At 72.3% G+C, this 14,125-nt stretch carries 14 protein-coding genes; all 14 read left to right on the top strand.

The genetic code is table 11. The features are described 5' to 3' along the window. The first annotated feature begins 12 nt into the window (after nucleotides 1-12). Entirely contained in the window at nucleotides 13-663 is a 651-nt protein-coding gene (gene folE, locus N4G63_RS04315; RefSeq protein ID WP_260790333.1) for a GTP cyclohydrolase I FolE, read from the top strand. A gap of 91 nt (nucleotides 664-754) precedes the next feature. Next, complete coding sequence (locus N4G63_RS04310) at nucleotides 755-1,339, top strand: YqiA/YcfP family alpha/beta fold hydrolase (protein WP_260790332.1); 585 nt, start codon at nucleotides 755-757, stop codon at nucleotides 1,337-1,339. Continuing rightward, nucleotides 1,330-2,070: a 3-oxoacyl-ACP reductase FabG gene (gene fabG / locus N4G63_RS04305; protein WP_260790331.1), complete on the top strand. Its 741-nt coding sequence runs from the start codon at nucleotides 1,330-1,332 to the stop codon at nucleotides 2,068-2,070. Before N4G63_RS04310 ends, fabG begins: the two co-directional genes overlap by 10 nt. Nucleotides 2,071-2,294: 224 nt before the next feature. Then, nucleotides 2,295-4,364: a ribonuclease catalytic domain-containing protein gene (locus N4G63_RS04300; RefSeq protein ID WP_314599387.1), complete on the top strand. Its 2,070-nt coding sequence runs from the start codon at nucleotides 2,295-2,297 to the stop codon at nucleotides 4,362-4,364. Between the two features lie 43 nt (nucleotides 4,365-4,407). Further along, nucleotides 4,408-5,475 (top strand): energy transducer TonB, encoded by a 1,068-nt coding sequence (locus tag N4G63_RS04295; RefSeq protein WP_260790329.1) that lies wholly within the window; start codon nucleotides 4,408-4,410, stop codon nucleotides 5,473-5,475. An 86-nt stretch (nucleotides 5,476-5,561) separates the two neighbouring features. Further along, nucleotides 5,562-6,443 carry a shikimate dehydrogenase gene (aroE, locus tag N4G63_RS04290; protein ID WP_314599386.1) on the top strand — a complete coding sequence of 294 codons (882 nt, stop codon included), beginning with the start codon at nucleotides 5,562-5,564 and terminating at the stop codon, nucleotides 6,441-6,443. 16 nt (nucleotides 6,444-6,459) lie between these two features. Continuing rightward, nucleotides 6,460-7,305, top strand: coding sequence for a transglycosylase domain-containing protein (locus tag N4G63_RS04285; protein ID WP_314599385.1), 846 nt, complete (start codon nucleotides 6,460-6,462; stop codon nucleotides 7,303-7,305). A gap of 64 nt (nucleotides 7,306-7,369) precedes the next feature. Next, nucleotides 7,370-7,984 carry a hypothetical protein gene (locus tag N4G63_RS04280; protein WP_314599384.1) on the top strand — a complete coding sequence of 205 codons (615 nt, stop codon included), beginning with the start codon at nucleotides 7,370-7,372 and terminating at the stop codon, nucleotides 7,982-7,984. Continuing rightward, nucleotides 7,981-8,580: a TlpA disulfide reductase family protein gene (locus tag N4G63_RS04275; RefSeq protein WP_260790326.1), complete on the top strand. Its 600-nt coding sequence runs from the start codon at nucleotides 7,981-7,983 to the stop codon at nucleotides 8,578-8,580. The genes N4G63_RS04280 and N4G63_RS04275 overlap by 4 nt, the downstream gene beginning before the upstream one ends. Before the next feature lie 299 nt (nucleotides 8,581-8,879). Then, nucleotides 8,880-9,350, top strand: a complete 471-nt coding sequence (gene accB / locus N4G63_RS04270; protein WP_260790325.1) for an acetyl-CoA carboxylase biotin carboxyl carrier protein — start codon at nucleotides 8,880-8,882, stop codon at nucleotides 9,348-9,350. 16 nt (nucleotides 9,351-9,366) lie between these two features. Next, nucleotides 9,367-10,716 (top strand): acetyl-CoA carboxylase biotin carboxylase subunit, encoded by a 1,350-nt coding sequence (gene accC / locus N4G63_RS04265; RefSeq protein WP_260790324.1) that lies wholly within the window; start codon nucleotides 9,367-9,369, stop codon nucleotides 10,714-10,716. Between the two features lie 11 nt (nucleotides 10,717-10,727). Continuing rightward, nucleotides 10,728-11,645, top strand: coding sequence for a 50S ribosomal protein L11 methyltransferase (prmA, locus tag N4G63_RS04260; RefSeq protein ID WP_260790323.1), 918 nt, complete (start codon nucleotides 10,728-10,730; stop codon nucleotides 11,643-11,645). A 113-nt stretch (nucleotides 11,646-11,758) separates the two neighbouring features. Then, nucleotides 11,759-13,099, top strand: a complete 1,341-nt coding sequence (locus N4G63_RS04255; protein WP_260790322.1) for a zinc-ribbon and DUF3426 domain-containing protein — start codon at nucleotides 11,759-11,761, stop codon at nucleotides 13,097-13,099. A 93-nt stretch (nucleotides 13,100-13,192) separates the two neighbouring features. Continuing rightward, nucleotides 13,193-14,107, top strand: coding sequence for a carbohydrate kinase family protein (locus N4G63_RS04250; protein ID WP_260790321.1), 915 nt, complete (start codon nucleotides 13,193-13,195; stop codon nucleotides 14,105-14,107). Nucleotides 14,108-14,125 lie beyond the last annotated feature (18 nt).

Below are 14,125 nucleotides of genomic sequence, written 5' to 3'. Positions count from 1 at the left end.
TGGGACGTTGACATGACCGACACCTGCCCGCACGAGGATCACCACGATCACGGTCCGGGCAGACCGCCGGCGCCTGGCAGTGTCGGCATCCCGCGCAGCGGCGCCTTTGACGCGCCGGCCTTTGAACGCGCCGTTGCCGACCTGATGCGCGCCTGCGGCGTGCCGGCCGAGGGCGTGCACACCGGCAAGACGCCGCAGCGGGTGCGCGAGCTGTGGGAGAAGCGCCTGCTCGGCGGCTATGCGCTGAACCCCGCCGAGGTGCTGGGCGAGGGCTTTGCCGACCCGCGGAGCGACATGGTGGTGGTGCGCGGCATCGCCGTGCACGGCGTGTGCCCGCACCACCTGCTGCCCTTTCGCGGCGTGGCCCATGTGGCCTATGTGCCGGGCGGGCGGCTGCACGGCTTTGGCCGCATCGCGCGGCTGGTGGACGCCATCGGCCACCGCTTCACCTACCAAGAGTGGATGAGCCGCGACATCGCCGATGCACTGCTCAGCCACGGCCACGCCCACGGCGCAGCCTGCGTGATCGAGGCCGAGCAGCTGTGCCTGCTGCTGGGCGAAGACCGCCGTGGCGACGAGCGCGTGGTGACCCAGGCCTTCGCCGGCTGCCTGGCCGACGACGCCACGCTGCGCGCCGAGTTCATGCGCGCCATCGGATCATGACGGCGCCCGGTGCCAACGTACCGGCCCCACCCGCCAAGCCGGTGGCCGGGCGGCGTGGGCGCGGCCCGGCGCCCGCCCGGACGGCGTTTCGATGATCACGCACCTGCTCTACCTGCACGGCTTTCGCTCGTCGCCGCGGTCGTTCAAGGCGCAGCGCATGCAGGCCTGGATGGCGGCGCAGCGGCCCGATGTGCAGTGGTGCTGCCCACAGCTGCCGCCCTCGCCGGCGGCGGCCTGGGCGTTGATCCAGGCGCTGATCGCCGACTGGCCGCGCGCGGGCATGGCCGTGGTGGGCTCGTCGCTGGGCGGCTTCTACGCCACCGCGGTGGCCGAGGCCACCGGCTGCCGCGCGATGCTGCTGAACCCGGCGGTGGACCCGGCGCGCGACCTGGCGGCCTACATCGGCGAGCAGACGGCGTTTCACGACCCCGACCAGCGCTTTTTCTTCCGCCCCGAGTTCATTGCCGAGCTGCGCGCGCTCACCCCGCCGGCCATCACCCGGCCCGACCGCTACGGCGCCGTGATCGCCCAGGGCGACGAGGTGCTGAGCTGGCGCGAGATGACCGGGCGTTACCCCGGCGCCACGGTGCGCCTGCTGGATGGCAGCGACCACGCGATCAGCGACTTCGACGACCACCTTCCCTTCGTGCTGAGCTTTCTGAACCTATGCGACTGAAGAACAAGGTTTCCATCATCACCGGCGCCGCCCAGGGCATCGGCCTGGCCACCGCGCTGAAGTTTGCCGACGAAGGCGCCATCGTCGTCGTCTGCGACCTCCAGCCGGCCGGCGTGGACGCCGCCGTGGCCGCGGTGCAGGCGCGCGGCGCCCAGGCCATGGGCTTTGCGCTCAACGTCACCGACCGCCCGGCGCTCGACGCCATGGTGGCCGCGGTGAAGACGCGCTTCGGCCGCGTGGACGTGCTGGTGAACAACGCCGGCATCACCCAAGACGCGCGCCTGGTGAAGATGAGCGCGCAGCAGTTCGACGCGGTGATCGACGTCAACCTGCGCGGCGTGTTCAACGCCAGCCAGGCCGTGGCCGACCTGATGTGCGCGCAAGGCAGCGGCGTGATCCTCAATGCCAGCAGCGTGGTCGGCATCTACGGCAACTTCGGCCAGACCAACTACGCCGCCAGCAAGTTCGGTGTGATCGGCTTCACCAAGACCTGGAGCCGCGAGCTGGGCCCCAAGGGCGTGCGCTGCAATGCCGTGGCGCCCGGCTTCGTCGAGACGCCGATCCTGGCCACCGTGCCCGACAAGGTGCTCGAGCACATGCGCGAGCAGGTGCCGCTGCACCGCCTGGGCCGACCCGAGGAAATTGCCAACGTCTACGCCTTCCTGGCCAGCGACGAGGCCAGCTACATCAACGGCGCGGTGATCGAGGTGTCGGGCGGCATGACCGTGTAGGTACAGAGGGCACCCGGCCCCGCGGGTACGCGGGGCCACCCGCCAGGCGGGTGCGGGCCGGCTTGGGGCGGCCCGGCGCTCGGCCCGCTGGGGCACCCGGCCCCGCGGGTACGCGGGGCCACCCGCCAAGCAGGTTCGCGATACCACCCGCTGGGGATGGGACAATCGGCCGGGTGAATTACGCCCTGTTCGATGAAGCCGGAAAGTTCCTCGCCGGCCGTGTGATGTCCGAAGCCGAGAGTTCGATGCAGATCGAGCTCGATTCGGGCAAACGTGTCAAGGTCAAGCTGGCCAATGTGCTGCTGCGCTTCGCCAAGCCTGAGCCGGCCGCGCTGCTGGCCGCGGCCCAGGCCATGGCGGCCGAGATCGACCCCGATCTGGCCTGGCAGTTCGCCCCGGAGGGCGAGTTCCACTTCAGCGAGCTGGCCAAGGAGTACTTCGACGCCAAGGCCGGCCCCGAGCAGCAGGCCGCCGCGCTGCTGTGCCTGCACGAGGCGCCGCACTACTTCCGCCGCGCCGGCAAGGGCCAGTACAAGAAGGCGCCTGAAGAAATCGTCAAGGCCGCGCTGCTGGCCATCGAGCGCAAGGCGCAGATCGCCGCGCAGATCGAGGCCTGGGCCACCGAGCTGGCCGCCGGCAGCTGCCCGGCGCCGGTGCGCGAGCAGCTCTACCGCATCCTGTTCAAGCCCGACAAGAACGGCCCCGAATACAAGGCCGTGGTCGAGGCTGCCAAGCGCAGCCAGCGTGCGCCGCTGGATTTGCTGCAGGGCGCCGGCGCGATCGACAGCCCCTACCAGTTCCACTGGCGGCGCTTTCTGTTCGAGACCTTTCCCAAGGGCACGGGCTTTCCGGCGCTGCAGGCGCCCGAGATCAAGGACGAGTTGCCGCTGGCCGCGGTGCAGGCCTTTTCGATCGACGATTCGCTCACCACCGAGATCGACGACGCGCTCAGCGTCACCGGCCTGGGCACCGGCGAGATCGTGTTCGGCGTGCACATCGCCGCACCGGCGCTGGCCATCACGCCCGACTCGCCGGTGGACAAGGTGGCGCGCGAGCGCCTGTCCACCGTCTACATGCCGGGCTGGAAGATCACCATGCTGCCCGACGCGGTGGTGCAGGCCTACACGCTGATCGAGGGCCGTGACTGCCCGGCGGTGAGCCTTTACGTTCGCTTCGACGAGGCCACGCTGGAGCTCAAGTCGGCCGAGACCCGGCTCGAGCGGGTGCCGATCGCCGCCAACCTGCGCCACGACCAGCTCGATGAATCGGTCACCGAGGCCAGCCTCACCGGCGAGGCGGTGGCCGAGTACCCGTTCGCGGCCGAGCTGGCCTTCTGCTTCCGGCTGGCGCGGCACCTGAAGGCGCAGCGCGAGGTGGTGCGCGGCAAGCCCGAGAACTTCAACCGCCCTGACTACAACTTCCGCCTGGATGGTGACCGCGAGACCGAGCCCGAAGGGCACGAGACGGTGAGCATCACCGAGCGCCGCCGCGGCGCGCCGCTCGACCTGATCGTCAGCGAGGCCATGATCCTGGCCAACAGCCGCTGGGGTGGCTGGCTGGCCGAGCATGGCGTGCCGGGCATCTACCGCAGCCAGGCCAGCCTGCTGCCGGGCATCAAGGTGCGCATGGGCACCCGGCCGCTGCCGCATGCCGGCATGGGCGTGGCGCAGTACACCTGGGCCACCAGCCCGCTGCGGCGCTATACCGACCTGGTCAACCAGTGGCAGATCATCGCCTGCGCGCGCCATGGCCGCACCGCCGCGCTGGCCGCGCCGTTCAAGCCCAAGGACGCGATGCTGTTCTCGGTGATCTCGTCCTTCGACACCGCCTACAGCGCCTACAACGACTTCCAGCACGGCATCGAACGCTTCTGGGCGCTGCGCTGGCTGCAGCAGCAGGGCGTGGCCGAGCTCGATGCCGCCACCATGAAGGACGGCCTGGTGCGTGCCGATACGCTGCCGCTGGTGTTTCGCGCCCTCGGCTGCGAAGGCCTGCCGCGCGGCACGCATGTGCGCGTGCGCATCACCGGCATCGACCTGCTGACGCTGGACGTGCATGCCTCGCTGGCACAGCGCCTGGACGACGCCGGGGCCGCCCCCGCCGCAGCCGATGACGGCGCCGACGAAGACGACGACGCCGCCCAGGCCGCCAGCCCGCTGGCCCTGGCCATCGACCTGGCGGATGCCGCCGACGGCCCTGACGCGCCCGCGGCCACGGCCACAGACGCCAATGGCCCTGTCGCCGATGGCACGGCCCCCCCCGCCACGGCGCCCGCCGCGCCAGCGGCCGACTGACCCGCCCGCCCGGCAGGCAGGCCACCCGCACCAGCACCCTGACATGGCGCCCACTGGACGCAACAGCAGCGGCCCGGCCATGCCGGTGCCGGGCCGGCCGGCGCGCGGCGTGCTGCCGCCGTCGGCCGGCGATTCGCCCTTCGTCGGCTTTGCCGACACCCAGATGCAGCCATCGGCACCGCCCGAGCCGCGGCCGACGCTGGCCGCTGGCGGCCCGGGCGCCCTGGCGGCCGCGGCGCGCCCGGGGCGCTGGTGGCGGCGCCTGGGCGTGCTGCAGTGGGCGCTGGCACTGTCGGTGGGCGTGCATGCCGGGCTGCTGACGATGCGCTTTGTCGACCCCGAGCGCTTCGAGCGCGTGTTCCGCGACACGCCGCTGGAGGTGATCCTGGTCAACGCGCGGGGCCAGGAGCCGCCCACCCAGGCCCAGGCCATCGCCCAGGCGGCGCTGGCCGGTGGTGGCGATGCGGCCGCCGGCCGCGCCACCTCGCCGCTGCCCGCGGCGGCCCAGGTGGAGCTGGGCGACGCCAGCGACGAAGCCCACCGCCGCATCGAGCAGCTGCAGCAGATGCAGCAGCAGCTGCTGGCCAGCGTGCACCAGGAGCTGGCCAAGCTGCCACCACCCGACCCGCAGCGCGACGAGGGCACGCCCCAGGCCCGCGAGCAGGAGGAGCGCCGCCGCCAGCTGCTCAAGCAGATGGCCGAGATCGAGAAGCGCATCACCGAAGAAAACGCCCGGCCGCGCAAGCGCTTCATCAGCCCGGCCACGCGCGAGGCGGTGTACGCGCTGTACTACGACCGCCTGCGCCGCCGCGTCGAGGAGCGCGGCACGCGCGACTTTCCCACCCACCAGGGCCGCAAGCTGTATGGCGAGCTGACGATGAACATCACCGTCGATGTGGAAGGCCGCGTGGTCGACGCCGAGGTCATGCACAGCTCGGGCAACAAGGCGCTGGACCGGCGCGCGCTGGCCATCGTGCAGGGCGCCGCGCCCTATGGCCGCTTCAACGGCGAAATGCGCAACCAGGCCGACCAGATCGTGGTCTCGTCGCGCTTTCGCTTCACGCGCGACGAGGGCCTGGAAACCTCGCTCAGCGCGCCGCAGATGCGCTGATCTCGCCTGCCCGCTGCCGCCCGCGCCCGCCGCCCGCTCCTGCCTGACCCCGCCTGATCCCGTTCCGCCCCGCATGACCGCCCCGCATGACCGCCCCCCTTCCTGACCGCTACGCCGTGCTCGGCCATCCGGTGGCCCACAGCCAGTCGCCCTTCATCCATGCTGAGTTCGCGCGCCAGACCGGCCAGGCGCTGGTGTACGAGCGCATCGAGTGCCCGCTGGATGGCTTCGAGGCCACGGTGCGTGGCTTCATCGCCAGCGCCGATGCGGCACGCGGCCTGGGCCCGGCGCGTGGCTGCAACATCACCGTGCCCTTCAAGTTCCAGGTGCTGCCGCTGGCGCGCCAGCTCACGCCGCGCGCCGCGCTGGCCCAGGCGGCCAATGTGCTGCGCTTCGATGCCGAGGGCTGGACGGCCGACAACACCGACGGCGAGGGCCTGATGTGCGACATCACCCACGGCGCGGGCGTGCCGCTGGCCGGCCAGCGCGTGCTGCTGGTGGGTGCCGGCGGCGCCGCGGCCGGCGTGCTGGGCCCGCTGCTGGCCTGCCGGCCGGCCCAGGTGTGGCTGGCCAACCGCAGCCGCGACAAGGCCGAGGCCCTGGTCGAGCGCCATGCCGCCTGGGCGCGCACGCATGGCGTGGCGCTGCAGGCCTGCGGCCTGGCCGATGCGGCCCGGGGTGGCGCCTTCGACGTGGTGATCAACAGCAGCGCCAGCAGCCTGGCTGGCGAGGGCGTGCCGGTCGAGGCCGCGGTGCTCCGGCCCGGCGCGCTGGCCGTCGACCTGATGTACGGCCCGGCCGCGCAGCCCTTCATCGACTGGGCCCGGGCCCATGGCGCGGTGGGCCGCGACGGCCTGGGCATGCTGGTCGAGCAGGCGGCCGGCGCCTTTGCGCTGTGGCGCGGCCTGCGGCCCGACACCGCCCCGGTGCTGGCCGCGCTGCGCGCCCGCCTGGCGACCAAGGGCTGAAGGCGCGGCGCGGCACATGGCGGCAAGCAAGCTTCTGTCCGGCTGGCGCGCGCAGGCCTGGCGCGTGCTGGCGCTGCTGCTGCTGTCGGCCCTGTCGCTGCAGCTGTTTTTTGCCGGCCGCATCGCCTTGATGGCGCTGCTGGACCCGGCCTCCACCAGCTTCGAGCGCAGCGAGGCCTGGCGCCTGCTGGTCGAGAAGCAGCGCATTGACTGGCGCCAGGACTGGGCCGACGACAGCCGCATCGCCGCCCACCTCAAGCGCGCCGTGATCGCCAGCGAGGACGCCGGCTTTGCCGACCACAGCGGCGTGGAGTGGGACGCCATCGAACGCGCCTGGGAGAAAAACCAGCGCGCCGAGGCCGCCGCCGAGCGGCGCAACGCCCAGCTGGCGCAACAGGCCGAACGCCAGGCCGAGCGCCAGGCGGCCCGCCAGGCCAGGGGCGCCACCCCGCCGCCCGCCACCGCGGCCAAGCCGCGACCCAGGGTCGAGCCCAAGCTGATCGGCGGCTCCACCATCAGCCAGCAGCTGGCCAAGAACCTGTTCCTGTCGGGCGAACGCACGGCGCTGCGCAAGCTGCAGGAGATCGTGCTGACCTACGAGCTCGAGCTGATCCTGGGCAAGCGCCGCATGCTCGAGATCTACCTCAACCATGTCGAATGGGGTGAGGGCGTGTTCGGCGCCCAGGCCGCGGCGCGGCACTACTTTCGGGTGGATGCCGCGGCGCTGGGCCCCGGCCAGGCGGCACGCCTGGCGGTGATGCTGCCGGCGCCCAAGCGCTTCGAAAAATCTCCCGGCTCGGCCTACCTGGCCGGGCGCAGCGGCACCATCGCGGCGCGCATGGGCGCGGTGGAACTGCCCTGATGCGCCGCCACGGCGCTTGGCCCCTGCGGCGGCACGGCTGAGCCGGCTTTCTACAATCGCGCCCATGGTCACCCTTGCCGAAGAGATCGCCGCCACCGCCGCCCGGCTGGTGGTCGACGAAGACCTCGACTACGCCGGCGCCAAGCGCAAGGCGCTGCGGGCGCTGGGCCGCCAGGGTGCGCGCCAGTCCGAGCTGCCGTCCAACGAGCAGGTCGAAGACGAGGTGCGTGAGTACCTCGCCCTGTTCTGCGCCGACACCCAGCCGGCCGAGCTGCGCGAACTGCGCGAGCTGGCCCTGCCCTGGATGCAGCGCCTGGCCGAGTTCCGCCCGCACCTGGCCGGCGCGGTGTGGCGCGGCACGGCCACCCGGCGCTCGGCCATCGTGCTCGACCTGTACTGCGACGACACCAAGTCGACCGAGATCGCGCTGATCAACCTGGGCCTCGACTACGACGTGGGCAGCCGCCCCGACGGCCATGGCGGCGGCATCGACGTGCTGAGCCTGGCCCAGCGCTCGCGCGTGCTCGGCGACTGGGTCACCGTGCACCTGGTGATCCGCGACCACGACGACCTGCGCGGCGCGCTCAAGCCCGACGCCCGCGGCCGCAGCTGGCGTGGCGACCTGGCCGCCCTGCGCCGCCTGCTCGACACCGCCCCCCACCCGGCGCCCGCGCCATGAGCGAGCCCGAGCACCCCACCCGGGCCACGCGCCGGCCGCTGCTGATCGGCGCGGTGGCGGCGGTGGCCGCCGCCGCCGGTGCCGGCCTGGCCTGGCGGCAGCAGGCGGCCGGCCACGCGGACAGCGGGCACGGCACGGCGGCGGCCGGCCAAGGCGGCGCCGCCGCCGGCGGCTCGCCCGAGCTGCAGGCGCTGTGGCCGCTGCGTTTTGACCGGCCCGAGGGCGGCGAGCTGGCCATGGCCAGCCTGCGCGGCAAGCCGCTGGTCATCAACTTCTGGGCCACCTGGTGCGCCCCGTGCGTGCGCGAACTGCCCGAGCTCGACCGTTTTCACCGCGATTTCGCCGGCCGTGGCTGGCAGGTGCTGGGCCTGGCCATCGACGGGCCGACGCCGGTGCGCGAGTTTCTCGGCCGCGTGAAGCTGGGCTTTCCGATCGGCCTGGCCGGGCTGGACGGCACCGAGCTCGTGCGGGCACTGGGCAACACCCACGGCGGCCTGCCGTTTTCGGTGCTGGTGGATGCGGCCGGGCGCATTGCGCAGCGCAAGCTGGGCGAAACCAGCTATGCCGAGCTGAGCGGCTGGGCGGCCCGCCTCTGACGCCAGACCCGGCGGCCACGCAGAAGCCGCCCCCAGGCCGCGCGCCAATGGCGAAAATCGCGCATCGTCGTTGAAGTTCAAGCCATTACCGGTCAACGCGCCGCCAACGGCCGCCAGCCAGAAAATCGGCAAAATTCACGGCGCCGGGTCATCACTGTGCCACAATCCGCCCTCTTTTCGGTGCCGTACGCAGCACCAGCGGGCCTCAGTCCCTGCAGATGAATTCAGATCGCGACAAGGCGGTCTGCCGTCCCACCGTGGCGCCGCTTGCGGCGCCGCCGAACCGGAGCAACACCCCCATGGACCTGCGCAAGCTCAAGACGCTGATCGACCTGGTGTCGGAATCGAACATCTCTGAACTCGAGATCACCGAGGCCGAAGGCAAGGTGCGCATCGTCAAGGCCGGCGCCGCCCCTGCCGGCATGGTGCAGCCGCAGATGATGATGATGGCCGCCCCGCAGGCGCCCGCCGGTGCACCGGTGGCCGCCGCCCCGGGCGCCGCAGCGGCCGTGGCCGCCGCGCCGGCCGAAGAGACCGGCCATGTGGTCAAGTCGCCGATGGTGGGCACCTTCTACCGCGCGTCGAGCCCCGGCGCCAAGCCGCTGGGCGAGGTCGGCCAGCAGGTCAAGGAAGGCGAGGCCATCTGCATCATCGAGGCGATGAAGATCATGAACGAGATCGAGGCCGACAAGTCCGGCACCATCACCAAGGTGATGGCCGAGAACGGTCTGGCGGTCGAGTTCGGCCAGCCGCTGTTCATCATCGAGTGAGCGTCGGCAGCACCGCATGTTCAAGAAGATCCTGATCGCCAACCGCGGAGAGATCGCACTCCGCATCCAGCGGGCCTGTCGCGAGATGGGCATCAAGTCGGTGGTGGTGTATTCCGAGGCCGACCGCGAAGCCAAGTACGTCAAGCTGGCCGACGAGTCGGTGTGCATCGGCCCGCCCGCCTCGGGTCAGAGCTACCTCAACATGCCGGCCATCATCGCGGCCGCCGAGGTGACCGACGCCGAGGCCATCCACCCCGGTTACGGCTTTCTCAGCGAAAACGCCGACTTTGCCGAGCGGGTCGAGAAAAGCGGCTTCACCTTCATCGGCCCGACGCCCGACGCCATCCGCATGATGGGCGACAAGGTCTCGGCCAAGCAGGCCATGATCCGCTCGGGCGTGCCCTGCGTGCCGGGCTCGGAAGGCGCGCTGCCCGACGACGCCAAGGCCATCGTGCAGGCGGCGCGGGCCATTGGCTACCCGGTGATCATCAAGGCCGCCGGCGGCGGCGGTGGCCGCGGCATGCGCGTGGTGCACACCGAGGCGGCGCTGCTGCACGCGGTGCAGACCACCCGCGCCGAGGCGGGTGCAGCCTTCAACAATCCGTCGGTGTACATGGAGAAGTTTCTCCAGAACCCGCGCCACATCGAGATCCAGGTGCTGGCCGACCAGCACAAGAACGCGGTGTGGCTGGGCGAGCGCGACTGCTCGATGCAGCGCCGCCACCAGAAGATCATCGAAGAGGCGCCGGCGCCGGGCATCCCGCGCCGCATCATCGAGCGCATCGGCGACCGCTGCGCCGCGGCCTGCAAGAAGATCGGCTACCGCGGCGCCGGCACCTTCGAGTTCCTGTTCGAGAACGGCGAGTTCTATTTCATCGAGATGAACACCCGCGTGCAGGTGGAGCATCCGGTGACCGAGCTGGTCACCGGCGTCGACATCGTGCAGATGCAGATCCGCATCGCCGCCAACGAGAAGCTGCCGTTCACGCAGCGCCAGGTGCAGATGCGCGGCCACGCCATCGAGGTGCGGGTCAACGCCGAAGACCCGTTCAAGTTCACGCCCTCGCCCGGCCGCATCACCGTGTGGCACGCCCCGGGCGGCCCCGGCGTGCGGGTCGATTCGCATGTCTACACCAACTACATGGTGCCGCCCAACTACGACTCGATGATCGGCAAGATCATCGTGCACGGCGACACCCGCGAGCAGGCGCTGGCGCGCATGCGCACCGCGCTGAGCGAGACGGTGGTGGAGGGCATCTCCACCAACATCCCGCTGCACCGCGAGCTGATGGTGGACGCCAAGTTCGTCGAGGGCGGCACCAGCATCCACTACCTCGAGAAGTGGCTGGAACACCATAAACGCTGAGGTGACATCGCATGCATGAACTGGTGTTGCGCCTGCCCGAGGCGCTGGTGGAGTCGGTCAGCGAGGCGCTGGTCGACGAGCTGGAGGCGCTGTCGGTCTCGGTGGCCGATGCCGATGCCGGCACCGAGGCCGAGCAGGCCTTGTTCGGCGAGCCCGGCATGCCCGCGCCGCGCGAGGGCTGGCAGCGCAGCGACATCACCGCGCTGTTTGCCAGCGAGGCCGAGGCCACCGAGGCCGCCGCGCTGGTGATGGCCCAGGAATGGGCCGCCACGGTGCAGGTGCTGGCGCTGCGCGAGGTGGCCGACCAGGACTGGGTGCGGCTCACCCAGTCGCAGTTCACGCCGGTGGAGATCACGCCCAGCTTCTGGGTCGTGCCCAGCTGGCACGAGGCGCCGGCCGCGGCCGAGAAGGTGATCCGGCTCGACCCCGGCCTGGCCTTTGGCACCGGCACCCACCCGACCACGCGCATGTGCCTGCGCTGGACCGCCAACCACGCCCCGGCGCTGGCCGCCGGCTGGCAGCGCGTGCTCGACTACGGCTGCGGCTCGGGCATCCTGGCCATCGGCGCGGCGCTGCATGGCGCCAGCGGCATCGACGCGGTGGACATCGACGAAGCCGCGGTGCAATCCACCCGCGACAACGCCGCCGCCAACGGCGTGACGCTGCAGGCGGCGCTGCCCGACGGTGCCGAGGGCGGCGCGCGTGGCGAGTACCCGCTGGTGCTGGCCAACATCCTGGCCACGCCGCTGAAGCTGCTGGCCCCGCTGCTGGCCAGCCATGTGGCGCCCGGCGGCCACCTGGTGCTGGCCGGCATCCTGGAACGCCAGGCCGACGAGCTGAAGGCCGCCTACGCGCCCTGGCTGGCGCTCGAGGTCAGCGACAGCGAAGACGGCTGGATCCTGATGACCGCGCAGCGCCCGCTGCGCTGAGTCCGCCGCCGGCCCGGCGGCCGGGCCGATCTGCATGGCATCATCGCCGCCACCATGCGCGCCCGCCCCCCAGCCATCGACACCCGGCACCTGCCACCCGGGCCGCCACGCCGATGAGCCTGGCTTCACGTTGCCCGACCTGCGGCACCGTGTTCCGCGTGGTGCACGACCAGCTGCGTGTGTCCGAGGGCTGGGTGCGCTGCGGCCGCTGCGCCGGCGTGTTCAATGCCGCCGATGACCTGATCGACATGGCCACTGGCCAGCCGGTGCCGCCCCAGGCCGCCGCCGCGCGGCCGTTGCCGTCGGCCGCGCCGGCCGAGGCGCCCGACCTGGCCGAGCGCTGGGACGAGGCGCCCCTCTCGCCGCCCATCTCGCCGCAAGCCGCAGCGCAAGCCGCACCGCCAGCCCTGCCGCGCGATCTGCCGAACGGTGCCGACGATGCCCTCGCCCACCTCGACGCGCTGGGCAGCACCGTCGACCCGCTGCCGGGCCTGCTGCTGCGCACGCCATCGCGCGAGCCGGTGGACGCGCCGGCCGCCGCGGGCGCGCCCGCACCTGCCGCGCCAGCGTCCGCACCTGCCACAGCCACGGCCGAGCCGGCGCTCGAAGCGTCAGCGCAACAAGCCGCCGATGCCGCCCCGCCGCCCAGCGCCGAGGCCCCGAGCCCAGACCTGGCCGCGGCGCCCGACAGCCCCCCGGCCATCCCCCCGCACAGCCACCCCGACGCGCCCGCCGCCACCCGCGTGGCGGCGCACGACCCGGGCCTGCCCGGCCGCCTGGCGCGCCAGGACGACACGCCGGCCGACACGCCCTCGGCCCCGGTGGCCGACGGCCTGGCCGCCACGCTGGCCGATCCGGCGCATGCCGCGGCGCCGGCCCTGGCGGCGATGGCGGCGTTTCCGCAGCCGCCCGCTGCACCGCCCGAGCCCACGCTCGAGTTCGTGCGGGTGGCCGAGCGCGCCGCGCTGTGGCGGCGCAAGCCGGTGCGCGTGGCCGCCAGCGTGGCGGCCGCGCTGCTGCTGCTGCTGGCCCTGGCCCAGGCCACGCTGCTGTGGCGCGACACGCTGGCCGCCCGCCACCCGCACTGGGCCGGGCCGCTGCAGCGGCTGTGCGGCCTGGCCGGCTGCACGCTGCAGCCGGTGCAGCGCATCGGCGCCTTCTCGGTGGATGCCTCGGGCATGGCACGGCTGGAGGCCGCCACGCCCGAGGGCGCGCAATACCGCTTCAGCGTCAGCCTGCGCAACCGGGCCGACCTGGCGCTGGCGATGCCGGCGGTGGAGTTGTCGCTCACCGATGCCAGCGGGCGCCTGGTGGTGCGCAAGGTGCTGCGCGCGGCCGAACTGGGCGCGCCGCAGGCCCTGGTGGCGGCCGGTCAGGAGCTCAGCCTGCAGGCCCTGGTGGCCACTGGCGGACAATCGATCGACGGCTACACCGTCGAGCTGTTCTACCCATGACCCCGGCCCCGCTGTGCGCCCGACGCGCAGCGGCAGGCGCGGGGGCATTTTTTGCAACATGAACCGGGGCCCCTTGCCGGGCCCGATGACACCATGTCCGTCCTGATCTGCGGCTCGCTCGCCTTCGACACGATCACCAATTTCCACGGCCGCTTCGCGCAGCAGATCATGCCCGACAAGGTGCACATGCTGAATGTGTCGTTCCTGGTGCCCACGCTGCGCCGCGAGTACGGCGGCTGCGCCGGCAACATCGCCTACACGCTGCACCTGCTGGGCGGCGAGCCGCTGGTCAAGGGCGCCATCGGCAACGACGGCGGCGACTACATGGCGCGGCTCAAGGGCTGGGGCGTGGACACCTCGCTGGTGCTGCAGGCGCAAGAGACCTACACCGCGCAGTGCATGATCATCACCGACGAGGACAACAACCAGATCACCGCCTTCCACCCCGGCGCGATGATGCTGGCCCACACCACGCCGGTGCCGGTGGAGCGCAAGGACATCACGCTGGCCATCGTGGCGCCCGACGGCCGCGAAGCCATGCTGGGCCATTGCCAGCAGCTGGCCGACGCGAAGATCCCGTTCATCTTCGATCCGGGCCAGAACCTGCCGCTGTTCAGCGGCCCCGAGCTGCAGCGCTTCACCGAACAGGCCACCTGGGTGGCGGTGAACGACTACGAGGGCGCGATGCTGACCGAGCGCATCGGCACCACCATCGAGGCGCTGTCGCGCCAGCCCAACCTGAAGGGCGTGATCGTGACGCTGGGCGCCGAGGGCTGCGAGGTGTGGATCAACGGCAGCCGCACCCATGTGCCGGGCGTGGCCGCCGAGGCCGTGGTCGACCCCACCGGCTGCGGCGACGCCTTCCGCGCCGCGCTGCTGCACGGCCTGTCGCAAGGCTGGAGCCTGGCGCGCTGCGTGGCGCTGGGCAACCAGATCGGCGCGCTCAAGATCGCGCAGCGCGGCGGCCAGAACCACACCGTGCCGCCGGCCCTGCTGGCCGCGGCCTGATTGGCCCGCCGGGCGGCC

The organism is Aquabacterium sp. OR-4 (assembly GCF_025290835.2).
GTDB lineage: Bacteria > Pseudomonadota > Gammaproteobacteria > Burkholderiales > Burkholderiaceae_C > Pseudaquabacterium.
This window is presented reverse-complemented; position numbering and strand designations above follow the sequence as displayed.